The 20,357-nt window shown below is 31.7% G+C and carries 21 protein-coding genes, 8 tRNA genes and 1 riboswitch; of the genes, 8 read left to right on the forward strand and 21 right to left on the reverse strand.

The window, feature by feature from the left end:
- The first annotated feature begins 244 nt into the window (after positions 1-244).
- From ACF91D_RS15595 to ACF91D_RS15605, 3 genes are all read left to right on the forward strand, one after another.
- The gene (locus tag ACF91D_RS15595) at positions 245-550 is read left to right on the forward strand and encodes a hypothetical protein (RefSeq protein WP_039067019.1); all 306 of its coding nucleotides are present in this window, start codon (positions 245-247) and stop codon (positions 548-550) included.
- 233 nt (positions 551-783) lie between these two features.
- Positions 784-1,152, forward strand: coding sequence for a fluoride efflux transporter CrcB (gene crcB / locus ACF91D_RS15600; RefSeq protein ID WP_039067017.1), 369 nt, complete (start codon positions 784-786; stop codon positions 1,150-1,152).
- Positions 1,145-1,498, forward strand: a complete 354-nt coding sequence (locus ACF91D_RS15605) for a fluoride efflux transporter FluC (RefSeq protein ID WP_039067015.1) — start codon at positions 1,145-1,147, stop codon at positions 1,496-1,498. Before crcB ends, ACF91D_RS15605 begins: the two co-directional genes overlap by 8 nt.
- A gap of 222 nt (positions 1,499-1,720) precedes the next feature.
- On the opposite strand, the gene ACF91D_RS15610 is transcribed toward ACF91D_RS15605, so the two are convergent.
- From ACF91D_RS15610 to metK, 3 genes are all read right to left on the reverse strand, one after another.
- Complete coding sequence (locus ACF91D_RS15610; protein ID WP_069792239.1) at positions 1,721-2,557, reverse strand: aldo/keto reductase; 837 nt, start codon at positions 2,555-2,557, stop codon at positions 1,721-1,723.
- Between the two features lie 280 nt (positions 2,558-2,837).
- On the reverse strand, positions 2,838-3,746 hold the full coding sequence (locus ACF91D_RS15615) for a nuclease-related domain-containing protein (RefSeq protein ID WP_039067012.1): 909 nt from the start codon (positions 3,744-3,746) through the stop codon (positions 2,838-2,840).
- 93 nt (positions 3,747-3,839) lie between these two features.
- Entirely contained in the window at positions 3,840-5,036 is a 1,197-nt protein-coding gene (metK, locus tag ACF91D_RS15620; protein WP_039067010.1) for a methionine adenosyltransferase, read from the reverse strand.
- A 109-nt stretch (positions 5,037-5,145) separates the two neighbouring features.
- A riboswitch (SAM riboswitch) is annotated at positions 5,146-5,258 on the reverse strand.
- Between the two features lie 166 nt (positions 5,259-5,424).
- Between metK and pckA the strand changes: the two genes are divergently transcribed.
- Positions 5,425-7,014, forward strand: coding sequence for a phosphoenolpyruvate carboxykinase (ATP) (pckA, locus tag ACF91D_RS15625; RefSeq protein ID WP_039067009.1), 1,590 nt, complete (start codon positions 5,425-5,427; stop codon positions 7,012-7,014).
- A gap of 76 nt (positions 7,015-7,090) precedes the next feature.
- Here pckA and ACF91D_RS15630 read toward each other — a convergent pair whose 3' ends face one another.
- Both ACF91D_RS15630 and ytkD read right to left on the reverse strand, forming a co-directional pair.
- Positions 7,091-7,864 carry an alpha/beta hydrolase family protein gene (locus tag ACF91D_RS15630; protein WP_327620550.1) on the reverse strand — a complete coding sequence of 258 codons (774 nt, stop codon included), beginning with the start codon at positions 7,862-7,864 and terminating at the stop codon, positions 7,091-7,093.
- Positions 7,848-8,324 carry an RNA deprotection pyrophosphohydrolase gene (gene ytkD / locus ACF91D_RS15635; RefSeq protein WP_080750256.1) on the reverse strand — a complete coding sequence of 159 codons (477 nt, stop codon included), beginning with the start codon at positions 8,322-8,324 and terminating at the stop codon, positions 7,848-7,850. The genes ACF91D_RS15630 and ytkD overlap by 17 nt, the downstream gene beginning before the upstream one ends.
- 66 nt (positions 8,325-8,390) lie before the next feature.
- Here ytkD and yidD point away from each other — a divergent pair, with 66 nt between their 5' ends.
- A complete protein-coding gene (gene yidD, locus ACF91D_RS15640) occupies positions 8,391-8,627 on the forward strand; it encodes a membrane protein insertion efficiency factor YidD (protein ID WP_039067006.1) in 237 nt (78 codons plus the stop codon).
- On the opposite strand, the gene menC is transcribed toward yidD, so the two are convergent.
- On the reverse strand, positions 8,624-9,628 hold the full coding sequence (gene menC, locus ACF91D_RS15645; protein ID WP_039067005.1) for an o-succinylbenzoate synthase: 1,005 nt from the start codon (positions 9,626-9,628) through the stop codon (positions 8,624-8,626). The genes yidD and menC overlap by 4 nt on opposite strands.
- 18 nt (positions 9,629-9,646) lie before the next feature.
- Entirely contained in the window at positions 9,647-11,026 is a 1,380-nt protein-coding gene (menE, locus tag ACF91D_RS15650; protein WP_069792243.1) for an o-succinylbenzoate--CoA ligase, read from the reverse strand.
- Between the two features lie 265 nt (positions 11,027-11,291).
- Between menE and ACF91D_RS15655 the strand changes: the two genes are divergently transcribed.
- From ACF91D_RS15655 to ACF91D_RS15665, 3 genes are all read left to right on the forward strand, one after another.
- Entirely contained in the window at positions 11,292-11,855 is a 564-nt protein-coding gene (locus tag ACF91D_RS15655) for a PepSY domain-containing protein (protein WP_069792244.1), read from the forward strand.
- Positions 11,856-12,553: 698 nt separating this feature from the next.
- Positions 12,554-13,555: a glycosyltransferase family 2 protein gene (locus tag ACF91D_RS15660; RefSeq protein WP_327620694.1), complete on the forward strand. Its 1,002-nt coding sequence runs from the start codon at positions 12,554-12,556 to the stop codon at positions 13,553-13,555.
- A 166-nt stretch (positions 13,556-13,721) separates the two neighbouring features.
- Complete coding sequence (locus tag ACF91D_RS15665) at positions 13,722-14,195, forward strand: trypsin-like serine peptidase (protein ID WP_327620549.1); 474 nt, start codon at positions 13,722-13,724, stop codon at positions 14,193-14,195.
- A 42-nt stretch (positions 14,196-14,237) separates the two neighbouring features.
- On the opposite strand, the gene ACF91D_RS15670 is transcribed toward ACF91D_RS15665, so the two are convergent.
- From ACF91D_RS15670 to hemH, 14 genes are all read right to left on the reverse strand, one after another.
- The gene (locus ACF91D_RS15670; protein WP_069792247.1) at positions 14,238-14,669 is read right to left on the reverse strand and encodes a GNAT family N-acetyltransferase; all 432 of its coding nucleotides are present in this window, start codon (positions 14,667-14,669) and stop codon (positions 14,238-14,240) included.
- A 240-nt stretch (positions 14,670-14,909) separates the two neighbouring features.
- Positions 14,910-15,332 carry a hypothetical protein gene (locus ACF91D_RS15675; protein WP_069792248.1) on the reverse strand — a complete coding sequence of 141 codons (423 nt, stop codon included), beginning with the start codon at positions 15,330-15,332 and terminating at the stop codon, positions 14,910-14,912.
- Positions 15,333-15,634: 302 nt separating this feature from the next.
- Positions 15,635-15,826 (reverse strand): hypothetical protein, encoded by a 192-nt coding sequence (locus tag ACF91D_RS15680; protein WP_039066993.1) that lies wholly within the window; start codon positions 15,824-15,826, stop codon positions 15,635-15,637.
- 293 nt (positions 15,827-16,119) lie between these two features.
- Positions 16,120-16,208: transfer RNA gene (locus tag ACF91D_RS15685), tRNA-Ser, on the reverse strand.
- A 39-nt stretch (positions 16,209-16,247) separates the two neighbouring features.
- Positions 16,248-16,319: transfer RNA gene (locus tag ACF91D_RS15690), tRNA-Glu, on the reverse strand.
- A 1-nt stretch (position 16,320) separates the two neighbouring features.
- A tRNA-Asn gene (locus tag ACF91D_RS15695) sits at positions 16,321-16,395 on the reverse strand.
- 10 nt (positions 16,396-16,405) lie between these two features.
- Positions 16,406-16,479: transfer RNA gene (locus ACF91D_RS15700), tRNA-Gly, on the reverse strand.
- A gap of 13 nt (positions 16,480-16,492) precedes the next feature.
- Positions 16,493-16,568: transfer RNA gene (locus ACF91D_RS15705), tRNA-His, on the reverse strand.
- A gap of 20 nt (positions 16,569-16,588) precedes the next feature.
- Positions 16,589-16,661: transfer RNA gene (locus tag ACF91D_RS15710), tRNA-Phe, on the reverse strand.
- A gap of 11 nt (positions 16,662-16,672) precedes the next feature.
- Positions 16,673-16,748: transfer RNA gene (locus ACF91D_RS15715), tRNA-Asp, on the reverse strand.
- 8 nt (positions 16,749-16,756) lie between these two features.
- Positions 16,757-16,830, reverse strand: a tRNA-Met gene (locus tag ACF91D_RS15720).
- A 377-nt stretch (positions 16,831-17,207) separates the two neighbouring features.
- A complete protein-coding gene (locus ACF91D_RS15725; protein ID WP_069792550.1) occupies positions 17,208-17,765 on the reverse strand; it encodes an RBBP9/YdeN family alpha/beta hydrolase in 558 nt (185 codons plus the stop codon).
- 182 nt (positions 17,766-17,947) lie between these two features.
- Positions 17,948-19,342 carry a protoporphyrinogen oxidase gene (gene hemY, locus ACF91D_RS15730; protein ID WP_069792551.1) on the reverse strand — a complete coding sequence of 465 codons (1,395 nt, stop codon included), beginning with the start codon at positions 19,340-19,342 and terminating at the stop codon, positions 17,948-17,950.
- A 17-nt stretch (positions 19,343-19,359) separates the two neighbouring features.
- A complete protein-coding gene (gene hemH, locus ACF91D_RS15735; RefSeq protein ID WP_039066990.1) occupies positions 19,360-20,283 on the reverse strand; it encodes a ferrochelatase in 924 nt (307 codons plus the stop codon).
- Positions 20,284-20,357 lie beyond the last annotated feature (74 nt).

Consider the following 20,357-nt stretch of genomic DNA (forward strand, 5'->3'; position numbering starts at 1 on the left):
AAAGAATTATTTGATAACGGTTATTAACCATACAACTTAGTTATACCACTTACAAAGCATTATTTCTAATCTTTTGCTTAAAATCAGAATATTTTTACAGTAAAATTAAACTTTTATTATATATATTGACTATTGGTACAGGAGCATATAATCAATATGTTAATATACTATATAAACATGAATTTCATTAGTTTTTTGTAAATTTATGGTATTATAGTTAAATGAATTGCATTAGGAGGTACAAATGGCACGTTCAAAACTTTATTTTTATTTATCTAGTTTATTGGTTATTGTTAGTTTTTATTTTAATACAAGAAACCCTCTATTAAACATGCATTTTAATTCGATGATAAAATTAATATTTGTTTGTAGTATTATAAATGCTATTATTTTAATAATTTCCATTATTTTTGCTGATAAATCAATCAAACATCTACACGAAGAGTCAGATTGGATACGAAAAGCAAGCAAAATATTACCATACGTTATATTAGTTGTAATTGTTATTCATATTATTGCTTCTCTATCAACATTTGGCATAATATTCTAATTAAGGGGGGCTGGGACAACGATGTATGTCTTGGCCTCTATTTATTGTGGTCAAAGCGAATCTTTGATTTTTAAAAATTATGCCTAAACCTAAGCAGTTCTGAACGATTTCAATTTAAAATATATTCTATATTTCTATTTATACTTGATATTATGCTAACAATAAATAAGAATTAATAGCAACGCGATGTTGCTAAAACTTGTCCTGGTTTTTAGAAAGGAAGCATGCTAAAAATGCAATATTTATATATTTTTGTAGGAGGCGCTGTCGGTGCGCTACTAAGATACTTGTTTTCATTTATCAGTGTTAATTCTGCTTTTCCTATTGGCACATTTATCGCTAATATTTTAGGTGCTTTTTTAATGGGTTTTCTAGGGACACTGACTATAGAATATTATAAGAATAACCCACTTTTAAAAAAAGGTATTACTACAGGTCTATTGGGTGCAATGACTACCTTTTCGACATTTCAATTTGAACTTATACATCTATTTGAGCAACAAGCTTATTTATCCCTTACTTTTTATGCGCTAAGTAGCTATGTTTTAGGAATTTTCTTATGTTATATCGGTGTTAGATTGGGGGAAGCAGCTCATGATTAACTGTTTACTAATCATGTTGGGCGGTGGCATAGGTGCAGTCATCCGAGGATTTATCACTAATTTTTGTAATCACAAATTCAATAGTAAATTACCAGTTGCAACGCCTATCGTTAACATAGGTGGTAGTTTTATCATTGGACTCTTATTAGGCTCGCTGCTCAAGTTAGATTGGATTGAACCCTTTTTAATAGTTGGTATTTTAGGCGGTCTTACTACCTTTTCTACTTTATCATCTGAACTCGTCCAACTATTAATGATTAAAAAGAAATTTGTTTATTTCATTACTTATTCTGCACTCCAATATGGCGTTTCCTTTTTAGCCTGTTTATTAGGTTACATATTATAAAGTGCAATCTTAAAAGTTCATTATAAAAAGCCATAAATTCATTAAATTGAGTTTATGGCTTTTTGCTTTCATTTAAAATTATTCATATATAATAATGACAAGTTCATTAGACTTGTAAATCTATAACATATACATAATTAAATCAAAGCTAATGATTATGTATCACTAACTCAATAATTTAATTATTGTTATTTTACTAAAAATAGCGTTTTATATAATTTTTTAATGACCACTGTATTTTGCAGGATCTGGTCCAATTCTACGTTCTTCATTGAGGTTATCTAATTTTTCTATTTGTTCAGCTGTTAAAGCGAAATCAAATACATCAATATTCTCTTCTATTCTAGAAGGAGTAACCGATTTTGGGATTACTACGACACCATGTTCAATATTCCATCTAATGATTACTTGAGCCGGTGATTTTCCTACTTCATTTGCTACTTCGTTTACTGTTTCATCTTCCAAAATTTGTGCATTCATTAATGGTGACCAAGACTCCATATGAATATTTTGAACTTCCAGATATCTATTTAAAGAAGATTGTAATAAATATGGATGGAATTCTACTTGATTTATTACTGGTTTAATTGAAACTTGCGCTAATAATGCTTCTAAATGTTCAACATTAAAATTACTTACACCAATATTTTTCACTTTATCATTTTTATAAAGATCTTCCATACCTTGCCATGTATCAATCATCAGTGCTTCGTCAGTCCCAGGCCAGTGCATTAGATATAGATCTAAATAATCTAAGCCTAGTTTGTTTAAACTTGTTTCATATGCATTTGCGACGTTTTGTCTACCATAGTCATCAAGCCATAATTTAGAAGTAATGAATAAGTCACTTCTTTTTAATCCTGTTGAAGCTAATCCTTCAGCAATACCTTGACCTACCTTGTCTTCATTTTCATAAATCATCGCCGTATCGATATGTGTATAACCACTTTCAATTGCATGTTTTACTGATGCTGCACATTCATCGTTATTCTCCACGCGGAATGTACCTAAACCAACAATCGGCATCTCATTCCCATTGTAAAATGTAATATTTTCCAAGTTAAAATCCCCTTTTTATTTTGTTAATTATTATACTAATAAATATTTCGAAATATATAAATAAAAATGCCTAAATACTTATAATTAGTTCTTATTTTTGTATTTTCTTATGATATAAGATGACAGCTTCACATTTAATTTAACTTAATTTATTTATGCAGACGAATTAGAATTTTTTTTAATTTATCCTTAACAAAAAATGTCAACAAAAGCCTGATGGCTTTCGTTGACATTATGTACTACATTTCATTATTTTTCTTGAACTATGAAATTTGTAACTTTAGTTAAATGATTCAATTTCATCCATAACACGTTGTAAATCTTCAACGTTATATTGAATACGACCATGGAATACGAATTTATTAAAGTATTCATCCAATTGTTCTGGACCAACTAGCACTTTCGTATTTGAACTTTGCGCATAGTTTGAAATTGTTACATCACCTTCATTTTTAGGATTAAAATATAAAATTGTTGTCGGTGTGAATTTTAAATTTAATTCAGTTTGAATATCACCAGCAAGTTTCTCAATCTCATTTAAATGAGTAGTGTAATTAACAAAAGACAATGAATTTTCATCTTCATTTTGATCTAATACAAGGGTTTGTGGTTCTTGTCTATCAAGGTCCAAGGTATTAAATACCTGTTCCATCATAGGTTGTTCTTTAAACTGTGCGGCACTCACACCATTGTATACATGACCTTTTAATAATTGTGAATCAATAATATATAAACCAGTACGTGTAAGTACTAGGTGGCTAATACGCTGTACATCATTAAATTCATTTTTAGGTAAAAATATATTGGCCATAATATGCATATCTTCTGGACGAATTCTTTTTTCATTTACTAATCTTTCTCGAATGCCAATTAGTCTCATATCAGTTACATATTCACTTTGATTTTTAGAGAATAATTTTAATGCATCAATTTCCCTGTTTTTTGAACTAACTGTAGCATTATATTCTTCTTTTTGCTTTGTTACTGTTTTTTTATTTTCTATTCTTTCTTTTTCTAATTCTTCTTCATGCTCGTCGCTTAGTTTTTGTTCTCTGGTTTTGTATTGTTCTTCTACCTTTTGTTGTGCTTTCTTTTTACTTTTCAAAGCAATGATAAATAAAATGAAACAAATTATTGCTACAACAATTGCCACAATTAAACCAATCTCTAATGGTCCAAATGAATTCATAACAAAAAACGCTCCTTTATGTGTTCAGTAACTTAATTATAATAGATAAACGCATAGCATTCGATAGTAAAGTTAAAAAACTTTTTGTTCTTGTTAAGCTTTAACTGTATCTTTTAATAAATTAATTTTATCTAACTTTTCCCATGGTAATAATACATCTGTACGACCAAAATGACCATATGCAGCAGTTTGTTTATAAATTGGATGTTTCAAGTCTAACATTTTAATAATCCCAGCGGGTCTTAAATCAAAATGTTCTCTCACTGCTTCAACCAATTCACTTTCATTAACTTTTCCTGTGCCAAACGTATCTATAGAAATAGAAACTGGTTCAGCTACACCGATAGCATATGCAAGTTGTACCTCACATTTATCTGCTAATTCAGCAGCAACGATATTTTTAGCTACATAACGTGCAGCATATGCAGCTGAACGGTCTACTTTAGTTGGGTCCTTACCGCTAAAGCATCCCCCGCCATGACGTGCATAACCGCCATATGTGTCAACAATTATTTTACGCCCAGTAAGTCCTGCATCACCTTGTGGACCACCTATTACGAAACGCCCAGTAGGATTGATATAAAATTTTGTATCCTCATCTAAAAGTGCTTCTGGTACTGTTGGATAAATAACATGATGCTTGATATCATCTTGGATTTGTTCTAATTCAATATCTTCAGCATGTTGCGTTGATACAACAATCGTATCAATGCGATGTGGTTGATCTTGTTCATCATACTCTACAGTTACTTGTACTTTACCATCAGGGCGTAAATAGTCTAATATCTCATCTTTACGTACATCTGATAAGCGTTTAGCAAGTTGATGTGATAAGAAAATCGGTAAAGGCATGTATGTATCCGTCTCATTTGTTGCATAACCGAACATCAAACCTTGGTCGCCCGCTCCTGTAGCTTCTATTTCTTCTTCAGTAGCATCTTCACGATATTCTAAAGCTGTATCGACACCTTGAGCGATATCTGGTGACTGTTCATCAATTGCCGTTAACACTGCCATGGTTTGGCTATCGTAACCGTATTTAGCACGCGTATATCCAATCTCTTTAATTGTTTCTCGTACCACTTTTGGAATATCAACATATGTTGTTGTTGATATTTCACCTGAAATTAACGCCATACCAGTTGTTACTGTAGTCTCACAAGCAACACGTGCATGAGGGTCGTCTTTTAATATTTCATCCAATATAGCGTCAGATACTTGATCCGCTATTTTATCAGGATGTCCTTCTGTTACCGATTCTGAAGTGAATAATCTTCTATTGTAAGTCATAATTTGCTCCTTTAGTTTTAAATTACGAAAATTCTCTCTCTGTTGAGCTCATTAAAAAAGCCTTCTACACTATCAATAAATAGAGAGAAGGCCCTTATACGTCCATTCGCTCTTATCGTTCAGACGCTATTTGTCTGCAAACGGTTTGGCACCTTTCTTCGTATTAAGAAGAGGTTGCTGGGCTTCATTGGGTCCATGTCCCTCCGCCACTCAGGATAAGAGAATCCGTTAAGTTCTATAGTACAGAATCAACGATATAATGTCAATTTTACATTTATTAATATTTATTTAAAATTCCTTTTAAATTGGTATGGACTAATGATATATATGTGTTATACTCTGTAATTGTAAAGGCTTACAATAACTAAATAGCGTTGGAGGGATTAGTATGGCTGTAGATACATACACTTATACAAGCAAAATTGAAAGTATTTTAGACAAAAAATCTTCATTATTTCAATTATCTACAACACAGTTGTATAATAAAATTTTAAATAATGATGAAGGCGAACTTACCGAATTAGGTGCAATTAACGCTAGAACAGGTAAATATACAGGTCGTTCACCAAAAGATAAGTTTATTGTAAATGAGCCATCTTATAGAGATGATATTGACTGGGGTAATGTTAATCAACCGATTGAGGAAGAAACATTTTTAAACTTATACGATAAGGTACTAAATTATTTAGACAAAAAAGATGAACTATACGTATTCAATGGTTATGCAGGCAGTGATAACGACTCACAATTGAAATTAACTGTTGTAAATGAATTAGCGTGGCATAACTTATTTGCTCAAAATATGTTTATCCGTCCAAATTCAAAAGAAGAAGCACAAGAAATCAAACCAAACTTCACAATTATTTCAGCACCGCATTTTAAAGCCGATCCAGAAATTGACGGCACAAACTCAGAAACATTTATCATCACATCTTTCAAACATAAAGTCATCCTCATTGGTGGTACTGAGTACGCTGGTGAAATGAAAAAAGGTATTTTCTCCGTAATGAACTATTTACTACCTAAAGATAACATTATGAGCATGCACTGTTCAGCTAACGTTGGAGACAAAGGTGACGTTGCTTTATTCTTCGGTCTTTCTGGAACTGGTAAAACTACACTATCAGCTGATCCAACGCGTAAGCTTATTGGAGACGACGAACATGGTTGGAACGAAAATGGCATCTTTAACATTGAAGGTGGTTGTTACGCAAAAGCAATTAACCTTTCTTATAAAAAAGAACCTCAAATTTATGACGCTATTAAATACGGTACCATTTTAGAAAATGTTGTAGTTGACGAAGATGGTGACGTTGACTTCGATGATAATCAATACACAGAAAATACTAGAGCAGCATATCCAATCAACCATATTGAAAATATTGTAACACCATCTAAAGCGGCTCACCCTAATACAATTATTTTCTTAACTGCAGACGCTTTTGGTGTTCTACCACCAATTTCAAAATTATCCAAAGATCAAGCAATGTACCATTTCTTGAGTGGATTTACTGCTAAATTAGCTGGTACAGAACGTGGCGTAACTGAGCCAGAACCTTCATTCTCTACATGCTTTGGTTCACCATTCTTACCTCTAAACGCTAAAGTTTATGCTGATTTATTAGGCAACTTAATTGATCAACATGATGTTGATGTTTATCTTGTAAACACTGGCTGGACTGGTGGTAAATATGGCGTAGGGCGTCGTATTAGTCTAAGTTACACGAGACAAATGGTAAATCAAGCAATTACTGGAGAATTAAGAGAGGCTGAATATATTAAAGACGATATGTTCGGTTTAGATATCCCAGTAGAAGTTGAGGATGTTCCTCAAACTCTATTGAACCCTATTAATGCTTGGAGTAAGCCAGAAGCATATAGAGAACAAGCTCAAGATTTAATCAATCGTTTCAAACATAACTTCGAAAAATTTGGAGTAGAAGTAGATGATTTAGCAACACACGGCGGGTTCAAATAATATTTAATATCACAAATATCATATATAAAATAGAGGAGCGGGCGTAATGCCCACTCCTCTATTTTTATTTATTCTATTATATTTTATTTTTTTCCACATCTGTCATCCACTTCTTGATTTCATAAAGCGTTTCTTTTAAAGCAAAAGGTCTCGGTATGTGACCTTCTGACATTTGATAAAACGTACGGAAAGTCGTCCCCTTTCCCTCTAATTGCTGCGCTAAATAATAGGCATGATGAATGCCTACTTGCTTATCTTCTCCACCGTGAACAATAAATATAGGTGGACTTGACTTAGTAATCTGAGCTAATGCATCTCGCTGTTGATAGGCATCAGTCTGCTTTTTAGGATGGCCAATCATGCGTTTCAACATGCCCCTTAAGTCAACACGTTCTTCATACATTAAGTATATATCAGACACACCACCCCAAATAATATAACTTGAGATTGGTAAATCTTGAAATGTGAGCAAACCTTGAAGTCCACCTCTCGAAAACCCAACCATATGAATGTCAGCAATAGGGTATTTTTGATGCAGTATGCGTATAGCGACCGTGACATCATTTAAATCTGCCCCATAAAATTCATCTTTACCCTCACTACCATTATTTCCTCTATAATACGGACCAAAGACTAAAGTGCTTGTATTTGCAAATTGCATCATTCTGGCTGCTCTTACTTTGCCTACTTGACCTTTACCACCACGTAAATAAATCACAATTCTTTTTACATCTTTTTTTGGCGTCATTACTAAGCCTCGAACTTTTAAGTTATCGACACAATATGTGACTTCTTCAAATATATGATGTATAGATTCTATTGGCATACGTTTTCTATTTATAAAATCCAAGTGATATCACTCTCTCTAAACAGTGTAAAATTGCATCATCCTTCAACAAATAACTTTTTTTACTTTCTGGAACATCAGCTATATTCTTATAAAATAACGGTCCATTTGTTTCTAAATAATCGTCTTGTCGACTTATCTCTGATACATTTACCATAAATACATCTTTGGTGAAGCTAACGCCGTTTACACGTTGTACTTGATATTGTGCAATATACTCGCATTGCGCTATCGTCGCCCCTGTTTCTTCAAACAACTCACGCGCAACAGCTGCTTCACTTGTTTCTCCATTCTCTTTTTTACCGCCTGGGAATTCGATGCCCCGTAATTTATGGTTTGTAAATAGCAACTGATTTTTATATTTCGGAATAATAAGTACATGATTTCCATCAGCAATATCTTCTTTATCTTTATATGATAAATATACGTTGTCGTTATCTTTGTCTTTAAACTTCATATACATCACTCTTCCCATTATTATGTTAAACTAACTATGCTAAAGCTAAGCTATTTGTTGGAGGCAAAATTTATGAAAACTATATTTCTTGGACTAATCCGTATATATCAACGATTCATATCACCATTAACGCCTGCAACTTGCCGTTTTTACCCTACTTGTTCGGAATATACAAGAGAGGCAATTCAAGTATATGGTGCATTCAAAGGTACTTGGTTAGGTATTAAAAGAATTTCAAAATGTCATCCGCTTCATAAAGGCGGTTTTGATCCAGTGCCTTTAAAGAAAAAAGATAACAAAAAAGATTAATAAATTCGTGTTAATCTTGTACTCTTAACCTTTGGAGGCTCAAAATAAATTGAGCCTCCTTTTAATATACCTGCGCGGTCGACTATATCTTTTTCAAAATAATAGCCTTCTGGTGTAATATCACTTGGATAATCACAAAGTTGGGCTAGCATCGCAGTAAAATACCTACTCAAGCCATACTCATACATGCCACCTATGACTATTTTTACATTTTTATCACTAAGAGCTTTAATGATATCCAGCACCTTATCAATGCCTCCTAATCTAAATGGCTTCAATACAACAACAGCTATAGCGTAAGCATCTATAGCCTCTAGAATGTTATTTACAGTGTCTGCCTTTTCATCTATGGCAACTGGTGGTAATTCATAGATATAAAACTGTTTTAGCATCTCTAAAGATTTAAATGGCTCCTCTATATACAATAATCGGTTATTTCCAATTGTTGTTAGCTTGGTTATCTCCGCCTCGGTTATAGATTCATTTGCATCTACAACAATATCTGGTTTGAATGATAATTTTTCAACTGTTTTAATATCATCTAAAATTGAATCAGACCATTTTATTTTAACGCGTTGAGGTCGCGTTTGAGATAATTGCAAGATATTTTCTTCTGCTAAGCCACTAACCGTTGCACCATATGCTACGCTAAAATCTGTTAATTTAAAAAACATTTGGTAGCAAGCCATTACAATCATACTTCTAGTTGCCGGGTATTTAGATAAATGGTTTAAACTACTTATTATATCATCAAAAGTATAAAACGCTATGTCTTGAATACTTTCAAACCACTCTTTAACTTGAATTTGAGCTTCATCAATCGTTTCATTTGTATACCAATCGGTTTCAAATGCGTTACACTCTCCATAGTAATATACATTATTATCCGTAACTAAAGCTACAAACAATGCTTTACGTTTCTCCAGTTTTATTTTAGGTGTAATAATTGGTGTATTAAACCGTTCATCATAAAGATATAGATGCATATCAACTATTTTCATATAGACTCCTTATTACTTTTATAAATGATTCCTCTGCAATTTGCCTGTTGATGTATACGGTAAAGAAGTAACACGCTTAAATTGCTTTGGCACTTTATACTTTGCTAGATGGTTTTGAAAGAACGTTATTAAATGTTTATTTGTTAAAGTTTCTGATGCAACATAATATAAATAAGGTACTTCACCCCATGTATCATCCTCAATACCGACACACATTGCATCTTCGATAGACTTATGCTTTTTGGCAACCGTTTCTATTTGATAAGGGTATATGTTTTCCCCACCGCTTATAATTAAATCCTTTCTACGATCAAACACCATGACATAACCTTCTTCATCGATTTCTGCTATATCACCTGTTTTAAAATAACCATCCTCAAAGGTATCTTGTTTATTTGTCGGGAAAAGATAACCATTCATAACATTGTCACCTTTAATCAGTAATTCCCCATGGCCATAAACATTAGGTTGTGAAATTTTCACTTCAACATTATCGCTAGGTTTCCCGACAGTATCTGGTCGGAGTTTCAACATTTTTGGTGTAGCTGTTAAAAATTGTGAACATGTCTCAGTCATACCAAAAGAATTGTATATCGGTAAATTATAATCTAATGCTTTATTTATTAACGACGTAGTTAGCTTAGCTCCGCCAAGTAATATTTTTTCAATTGCAAATGGCTGTTGCCATCCTTTGTCCATTAACCATTTTAAAGTCTGCGGTACTAACGAAATATGTGTAGGATTCTCTTCTTTAATTATCTTTAACATTTTATCAGCATCAAATTTCGATTCAAGCCGTAGTGTAAAACCTTCAATTAACGCACGTAACACAACACTTAAACCAGAAATATGATAAATCGGCAATACCGATAACCATTTCGTAGATTGATTAAATCCAAGGCTTTCTTTACAACCTAATGCACTCGCATAATGATTATCAAAAGTTTGTGGTACTGCTTTTTGTGGACCTGTAGTACCAGAAGTAAACATAATAGATGCGATTCGAGCGATTGAAAACGGCGCTTCGAATTCGTGCCCTTCCTGAGTCTGCAATGTTTGAAAATCTATCACTTTAATATCTCTTAAATGAAGTTGTTCCATCGCTATGATGGTACTTACATTTATAGATTTCATTTGAGCAATCATTTCTTCCTTAGTTAACCTCGTATTAACCATGGCTACTTCTATTCCTGCTACCCATGCAGCATTAATTAATACTATGGATTCTATTGTATTGTTAACATATAAACCTATTCTGCTTAATTCTAATTGTTTTAGACTATAGGCGAGTCTTTTAGCGCAATCATACATCTTCCCAAAAGTAATTTGATTCGCGCCATCATCGATAAATATTCCTTTACTATTTTGTTCAGCTTGTGTTTTTAACCAAAAATCCAATCTGTCATTCCTCCATCTCAATTATACTTATTATAACGTGTTTATATTTATTTAACAGGGTTCTTGCACAACACGTGTTATTTTTACTATTTTTCCTATTTCTTAACTATTTTTATCACCTTATAGTGGAAATGTTACTTTTATTTTGAAATTCAGTTAAATCAACTGATTTAACTGGTTAAAATTAAATTTTCACATTTAATGTTTTGTCTATATCAAAGATTGGGTAAGTATTTATTGTAAAAATGATAAAGGAGTGAAGCAGATGAAGTTAAAAAGTTTATCAGTAATAGTATTTTCTAGTCTATTATTAGCTAGTTGTGGAAATGGTTCATCTGACAGTGATACAAAATCTGAAAATAAAAAAGATACAAAATCTGACAACCAAGTCATCGCTATCAACAAAATTAAAACAAGCCCTGAAGACGCTATTAAAAAAGCTCAACAAACATATAATAACCAACATTTAAAAGGCATCTCATATGAAAAAAGCAACGGCGAATGGGCATATAAAATTGAACAACAAGGTGATAATAAAGAGTCAGAAGTTATTATCTCTGATAAAAATAAAAAAATCTTGAACAAAGAACAAGAAAACGAAGATTCACTTAATAAAAACGAAACATTTAATTATAATAACGCCATCGATTATAAAGAAGCCATTAAAAAAGGTCAAAAAGAATTTGACGGAGACATCAAAGAGTGGTCACTATCAAAAGACGATGGGAAACTCGTTTACGATTTAGACCTTAAAAAAGATAAAGAAAAACACGAAGTAACTATTGATGCTAAGAATGGCAAAGTATTAAATAACGAACAAGATAATTAAACATATATCTAGGTAAACATTTAATTATTGTCAGCGCGTCAAAGTCAATTCCTCTTAAAATACATCCCCTATTTCATCAAAGAAAACATGACTGAAAATAAAATGCTTAAACTAAATGGTTGAATTCCGATAACTAAAAAATATAGAAACTAGTGTTTTTTATAATAAAAATCACTTGAACTGCGCTCAAGTATATAGCTCCAAAAAAATCTAATCCATCTAAAAGGAATTTATCGCTCTTATTTGACTAAGATGACTAGATAGAAAGGGTATCACTTTTACTAACTTAATAAATCAAGAACCACTTCTTTAAAGAAGTGGTCCTTTTAGAAATGGGCTTAATAATTACTTAAGTTGATTAGGGCTCTTACATAAGAACCACTTTAGTCACCGACTCTATACCAATTATTAACTCCTAAATATGTTACCAAATAGTCAATTTCTATTTTAATTTATATTATACTAATCGTATAATATCTCCTTTAATATACATCCCCCCTTATATTATTAACCCACTAACATTATTTAATAATTAAAATAAATCATATTACTATTTAATATTTCATTACCGCATATAACTTTCATTAATCTAACTTATTTTTTTATTAGTTTTGCTTGTACTTATTTTAAAAAATAACTAACTACATATACTAATAATGCCTTCTTTGCTAACTTTGTAAAAAAGGAGGCGTTTAAAAATTAAAAAAGTCAGCATAGTTATGCCAACATACAACAACGATTGTTCTCTTTTTCGTACAATTGATTCTGTTATTAATCAAACAATGGAGAAAGCCAATTATGAGTTAATAATTGTAGACGATCATTCAAATAACTCAAATACATTAAAAATTATTAAATCTTATGCAAAAAAGTACAGTAAGTTAATTAAATTCAAACGATTAAAATTCAACAGTGGCAGTGCTAGCAAACCTAGAAATAAAGGTATTGAAATGAGTAGTGGTGAGTATATTTTCTTTTTAGATTCTGACGATTTATTACACCCACGTACCTTAGAAGACTTATATAATTATGGAATTAAACATAAAAGTGATTTGATTATTGGAAAATACGGCGTTAAAGGTAAAGGTAGAAGCGTGCCTAAAGCTATATTTGAAAATGGAAATGTTCCAAAAGCTAATATTATCGACAACAGTATGTTCTATGCTTTATCCGTACTCAAAATGTTTAAAAAAACAATTATAGATAAAAATAAATTAAGATTTAAAACATTTTCACAAACTGCCGAAGATCAATTATTCACTATAGAATTTCTAATGAACTCGAGAAATTATGCTATAAAAACAAATTACGAATACTATGTCGTAGTAAATAATTTTGATAATGGTACACATTTATCACATCACAAAAGTACAGGGAAACAATACTTTGCAACAATTAACGAAATTTATAAAGTCATTTACAAAAGCCCTATTTACAAAGATCAGAAAACACGGGACCAATTTGCTGGAAAATTTACCACGCGGTTATTTAGGCACGGGCAAAAGAAAAACTTTGCAATTAGTAAAATGAAATATGAAGATAAAATTGAATGGTTGAAGTATTTTTCAAAAACACTTAATAGAGTGCCTAGAAGCGCTGATCAGTACGTAACACAAATTTTCAATATGAAATTAGAAGCCATAAGACAAAATAACCTATTAGCTGTTATGACAGCAGATAAATTCATTAAAGGAGAATAACTAAAGTGCATGATTTCAACTATAATGATACAAAAAAGCTTGAATTAAATAATTTGAAAGTAGTATTCGATTTTACCAATGACAAACTAATCTACGTGACATACAGCGATTAATTAATTTAGGAAAATCATTTTTATAATATCGTTTTAAGGAGGATTTTAAATTAATGAAGCGCTTTCTTTTAGTAATATTGATTTTATTGCTTATCTCTTATGTTTTAAAAGAAGAAAATGTTAGTGCATCATCAATAAACAATAACCATACATATATAACTGAACCCACAAAACCTATAAAAGATGCTACACCTGTTGATTATGAGATACCACAAGAGAACCTTAGACCTATAGAAGAAGCCACTGGAAGTGAAATAGAAAGAATTTTAGCCAAAGATAACCATATGTTAGTGAAAAATTATACATCTTATCCTTATAAAACTATAGTACTCTTAAACATGATATTTACCAATATAACTTATATTGGTACAGGTACTGTGATGGCTCCTGATACTATACTTACAGCAGCACATAATGTTTACGATTCAAGATTTGGGGGTTGGGCTACTGAAATAACTGCTTATGCTGGAGCTACAGCTAACAAAGCTACTTTCTGTAAATTTCTTTCACAAAATAAACTCATCTAACTATATAAATGATTTGTTTAAAACCATATCATTAAGTAATCTTTACAGTTTGAGATGTAATATTGGATAATCTCTTCCTTGTTGATCCTTTTGAGATTCTTTATACTTTTTAAATCCATTTTTGATATAAAAATTCACAGCATTATAGTTATCTTTATTTACATCAACATATTGAACTTTGTTTTCTTGAATTAAATACTGTAGTATTTCAGTACCATATCCTATCTGAAAATATTTTGGATCTATAAAAAGCATTTCTAAATTTTTTTCGTTTGTACCTGAGAAACCAATTGCTTCGTAGGCATTAAACCACAAATCAGCTTCGACAAATTTAAAATATGTAGGAATTTCAGCTTTTATTTCCAATCTATCCTTTTCTTTTAAAAAATCGTGAGTTGCAATTACAGATTTTTCCCATATTTCTAATGCTTTTGGGTAATCTTTTTCTTGAAGTTCTATTTTTGTTAGTTTCATATTTTAACTCCTTATACTTAATTTATAATTCCGTAAATTAAGATTTTTTAAATGTATATTTTTTTTGTCGGTATATAACATCCCTCACTTATTTATTTAGTTGAGGGTTCTTTATTTTTAAGTTATTTATAAGTAAAATTATTTTATCTAAATTAAGTTTATCACTATTCTTTATCCCCATAATCTTAAAAAGTGGATAGTTATTTCACCGATCATCTTTTTTAATTATATTACTTCTTTCTAAAATATATTTTGATTAGAAAACTTTTCTTGAAAAGCAAGTAAACTCTCCTTAACAAAATTACAATCTTTTTCTTTAAAATGGATTGCAGCTTCATGTTTTAATGGCAATCTATCTTTCAAAATTTTAACTCTATCTTTGAATAAATCCTCTATACTACCGTAACTCATTATATCTTCATTTAAACAATCGGGTATTGTTAGTAGTTCACTACCTATAGTATATGCACTAAATAATTGATAAAACGACTCATCATCAATTGAATCTAAATATAATAATTCTTTATTTTTATCTCTTGGATGCTTAAACAACTTGTAAAAAAACTTTGATATATAATTCTTCTCTTGATAATATCTTTGTTCTGTTAAAATTTCATTTTCTAATAATTTTAAGTAACTATTTATATTTATATTTAAAGACAATAATAACACCTCATTGATATTCTTTATTATAAATACCCTATATTATAAATATTAAAATATTTTGAACTAATAAAATAACCAAAGAAATATAATAACTAACAAATCGGTATTTTAAAATATCGTACAATACTACAGTGATATTTATGACTAATATATTAATAGTATTTTTACAAATAATTGTCTATTAACTATAAAGCTTCTGGTACTAATAATATAAGTCTTTCTCCAGGTATCATACAGAGATCAATTTCGCATTCGTATTCACCTGGTGTATCTGAGGTTGTTATTTTCATAGTATTAATTTAAAAGAATGGAATAGTTTTACTAGCTTTAACAATATCTTTTGTAAAGAAAAATTGCTTACCTTCTCCTGTATAAGCTGGATTCAAAACCATGTTTGCTTTAGTGCTGTATAGCCATTCTGGATTGATTCCTGAATTTAATATATCTTGAAACTCTTGAAAAGTTTTACTCCAATCTAAATTGGGTTCCATGTAATCACCTCAAGAATATAATAGAACATTTGTTCTTATTAATCAATTTAACACTACTTTTTACAATATAATATAGTTAATGTCACGTTATTTCAGACAAACAAGCAGAACAATCATAGATTACGAAAAAAATTTGAAAATAAGTTAGAACATACAAGGAGTAGTAGATAAAGAGAAAAGTTGATTTGATAAGAAGATAACAAAACTTACAATATGTCATAAAAACAAAAACACCGAAACCCTATTATATCAAGGATTTCGGTGTCTCAAGAAAGCTCAAATTATGTAATTAACGGAGAGTGAGGGATTCGAACCCTCGAGACGCTTGTGGCGCCTACACACTTTCCAGGCGTGCTCCTTCGGCCAACTCGGACAACTCTCCATATAAAAAAACAGAAGCGATATTTCACTTCTGTTTGTATGACCCCGACGGGACTCGAACCCGTGTTACCGCCGTGAAAGGGCGGTGTCTTAACCGCTTGACCACGGGGCCATGGCTCCACAGGTAGGACTCGAACCTACGACCGATCGGTTAACAGCCGATAGCTCTACCACTGAGCTACTGTGGAATAATTATAATGGAGCGGGTGATGGGAATCGAACCCACAACATCAGCTTGGAAGGCTGAGGTTTTGCCATTAAACTACACCCGCATTTTAACGATTATGGGGCGGATGATGGGAATCGAACCCACGAGTGTCGGAACCACAATCCGATGCGTTAACCACTTCGCCACAACCGCCAAAGTAAAAATCAAAAGAATGGTTCAGGACAGAGTCGAACTGCCGACACATGGAGCTTCAATCCATTGCTCTACCAACTGAGCTACTGAACCATAATGAAAAATGGCGGTCCCGATGGGATTCGAACCCACGATCTCCTGCGTGACAGGCAGGCGTGTTAACCGCTACACTACGGGACCTTTAAAAATTGCGGGAGGCGGATTTGAACCACCGACCTTCGGGTTATGAGCCCGACGAGCTACCGAACTGCTCCATCCCGCGTTAATATTATTAATGACGACTACCAATTAAATATACCATAAATGTTAAGTTAATGTCAACGTTTTTTTAAAATTAATTTACATTAGCTTAATCAAAATTAAAACTAAGTATAATGTTGGCTGTTTGCACATCACCTATCAAATAAGACTAACTCAGTATATAAAGATTTCGAGATTTAGTCAATGGATTTTAAAAACTAATTTGTGTAAAAATGGTTAATAATAATATTATTTTAATTTTAGTTCCTTTTTTATATAAATAATTAGCCTCTCCGGAAATTTATTTATAGTTTTAAGACATTGTTCCAATAAAAAAGCATCATAAAAATTCAATAGTTAAAGATTTGCCGTTTAAATAACTTTAATTAAGATTATTATTTATTGACTCATAATACCCAGCATTTTACTTTGCAATCTTGTAAATGTTGTAAATCCATCATCTTCCATAAAATGCCCTCCATATTCAGTCACTTTACATTTGCCTCCTAATTTATCCATTAGTCTTTTAGTTTCTTCATATGATACATGTTTATCATCCTTAGCACATAAGCCATAAAATGCTTCCACTTTTCTTTTAACTTGCTTATAATCAATTTGAAATTTTTCTGTAAGAGCTAATTCATTTGATACTTGAGCATCTTCCATAAATCCTGAAATACTAAACAAACCTTCTATGTAATTTACATGCATTTCTTCAATATATTTTAATGATGCTAAAGTACCAAAGCCATGCGTAACAAAATAAGTTTCATATTTATTAATTTGGATTTGTTGTTTCATTTCACTTACCCATTTTTCGATTTTGCTATCTTTTTCATATGGTAAATTAAATAATTTTACATTATAGCCTTCTAATGTAAGGTTATTTGCTAGCCAATCATACCAATGATTCGATGCGTCTCCATATTTTGAATGTACTATTACGATATCAGTCATAAATATCCCCCCCACTTTATGTGAATCACATTAGCTATCTAATATGCTAATTTTGCAACTGTTTCATTATCTCATAGATTCATATGAATTATAAACAATTCAATATCCATAATAAAAAAACCGTATCATCTATATAACTATTCGATAAGTAGAAGATACGGTTAATTGCTTTTATTTAATTATTATAATTCTGCTAATAACTCTTCTACAGCATTTTTACCTTGTTGAATACAATCAGGTAAACCTACCGCTTCGAATGAGGCACCTGTAATACGTAGTTTTGGGTAATTTTGTTTAATATGTGTTTGTATTGATCTAATTTTATTGATATGACCAACATGATACTGTGGCATACTTTTAGGTAGTCTATTTACAATACTAAAGTCTGGAGCGCCTTTAAATGTCATCATCTGGCTTAAATCTTTTTTAACAATATTAACTAATTCTTCATCTGTATGTTCATCTACAACTGTGTCATCTGGTTTACCTACATAAGCACGTATAAGCACTTTTCCTTCTGGAGTCGTAAATGGCCATTTTTTACTCGTCCATGTACAAGCTGTTATATCAGTTTCACTTGTCCGCGCGATTACAAACCCCGTACCATCATACGTGTTTTCAATATTTTTTTCGTCAAAGGCCAATACCACTGTTGCTACTGTGGTACAGTCCATAGAGTTAAAATAATCAAATGCAGGGTCATTACCAAACCATTGCATAAATGTTTGATGTGGCGCAGTCACTAGCACACTATCGAATGTGTCTTTGTTATCTCCACTGATAATTTCATAATTGGTTTGTGAAGTAATAATATCTTTAATTGGCGTTTGGTATTTTATTTCAACACCTTTGTTGACAATATATTCAGTCAAATATTCTATAAATGAACTAAGCCCGTGTTTAAATTGTTTAAATTGACCTTTAGGCGCACCTGGGTATAATTGACGTTGTTTTTGGCGTTGTAATTTTTCATGTCTCATACCTTTAATCAAACTACCAAATTGTTCTTCTCTATGCTTAAACTCTGGAAAAGTACTCATTAAACTTAAATCATCAATATTTGTACCATAAATGCCACCCATTAAGGGCTCTATTAGATTTTCTAATATCTCATCGCCCAAACGTTCTCGGAAAAATGCGCCAACTGAAATATCTTCGTTCATTTCTGTAGGCTTTTTAAATAAATCTAATCCAGCACGTAGTTTCCCTTGGGGAGAGATTAACTTTGTCTTTAAAAATGGTTTTATATCAGTTGGTACGCCTAATATAGACCCACCAGGGATTGGGAATAATTTATTCTTTGCATATATATAAGACTGTCCAGTTTGATTGGTAATCAAATCATTTTCTAAACCAATATCTTGAGCAATATCAGTCATAATTTGTTTACGTCCTAAATAAGATTCTGGACCTAATTCAATAGTATAGCCATCTTTTCTATAAGTTTGAATTTTCCCACCAGTTCTATTAGATGATTCAAAAATAGTTACATCTACGTCAGGGCGTAGTTTTTTTATAAAATAAGCACTAGATAATCCTGTAATACCAGCACCAATTATTGCGATACTTTTACCCAAATTAATTCACGCTTCCTTTAATAAACATTTTTAACTTCATCAACGATTGCACCGATAAACAATGGGTCTGTATTAGGCATTGAAGGTCGGTAATAATTTACACCTAGTTCATCACAAACCACTTTACATTCATAATCGTTATCAAATAATACTTCCAAATGTTCACAAACAAACCCTACTGGTGTATATATGAAATGCTTGTATCCATAAGTTTCATATAAAGATTTAGTTAAATCTTGGACATCTGGTCCTAACCATGGCGTACCTGTATTACCTTCAGATTGCCATCCCTCTGCCACATGAATAATATCAGATTGTTCCTCTAATAATTGTGCAGTATGATGCAATTCATTCGGATAAGGATCATTATTTTTCTCAATCAATCCTTTAGGTAAGCTATGAGCCGAAACTACTAACACAGTTTCATCGTGCTCTTCACGAGGGATTTTTGTTAGTGTTTCATTAATTTTTTCAGTCCAGTATTGTATAAATTTAGGCTGTTGATAATAATGTGCTACATGTTTAAATTGTATACCGTATTTATCTGCTTCTTGTTGGGCACGTGTATTATATGATCCCACTGAAAAACTTGAATAATGTGGCGCTAATACAACCGTAACTGCTTCATCTATGCCATCTTCATGCATTGATTGTACAGCATCTTCTATAAATGGTGAGATGTGTTTCAAGCCTATATAAAGTTTAAATTGCACCTCGTCATATGCTTCATTGAGTGCGTCACGTAGAGCTTCAGCTTGTCTATTTGTTGTGCCTGCTAAAGGAGACAGTCCTCCTATAAATTGGTATCTATCTTTTAAATCTTGTAATTCTGCATCAGACGGTTGTTTACCATGTCTAATATCAGTGTAATAAGGTTCTATATCACTCTCTTTATATGGTGTACCGTAAGCCATTACTAATAAGCCTATCGTTTTTGTCATTTTAAAATCATCCTTTGTATAAAAAATTTTAGATGTATATGACATAAGAATTTGTAAGTCTTGATAGCCAAAGT

Source organism: Staphylococcus sp. 231237_7MaSpsaltlick, from assembly GCF_043107035.1.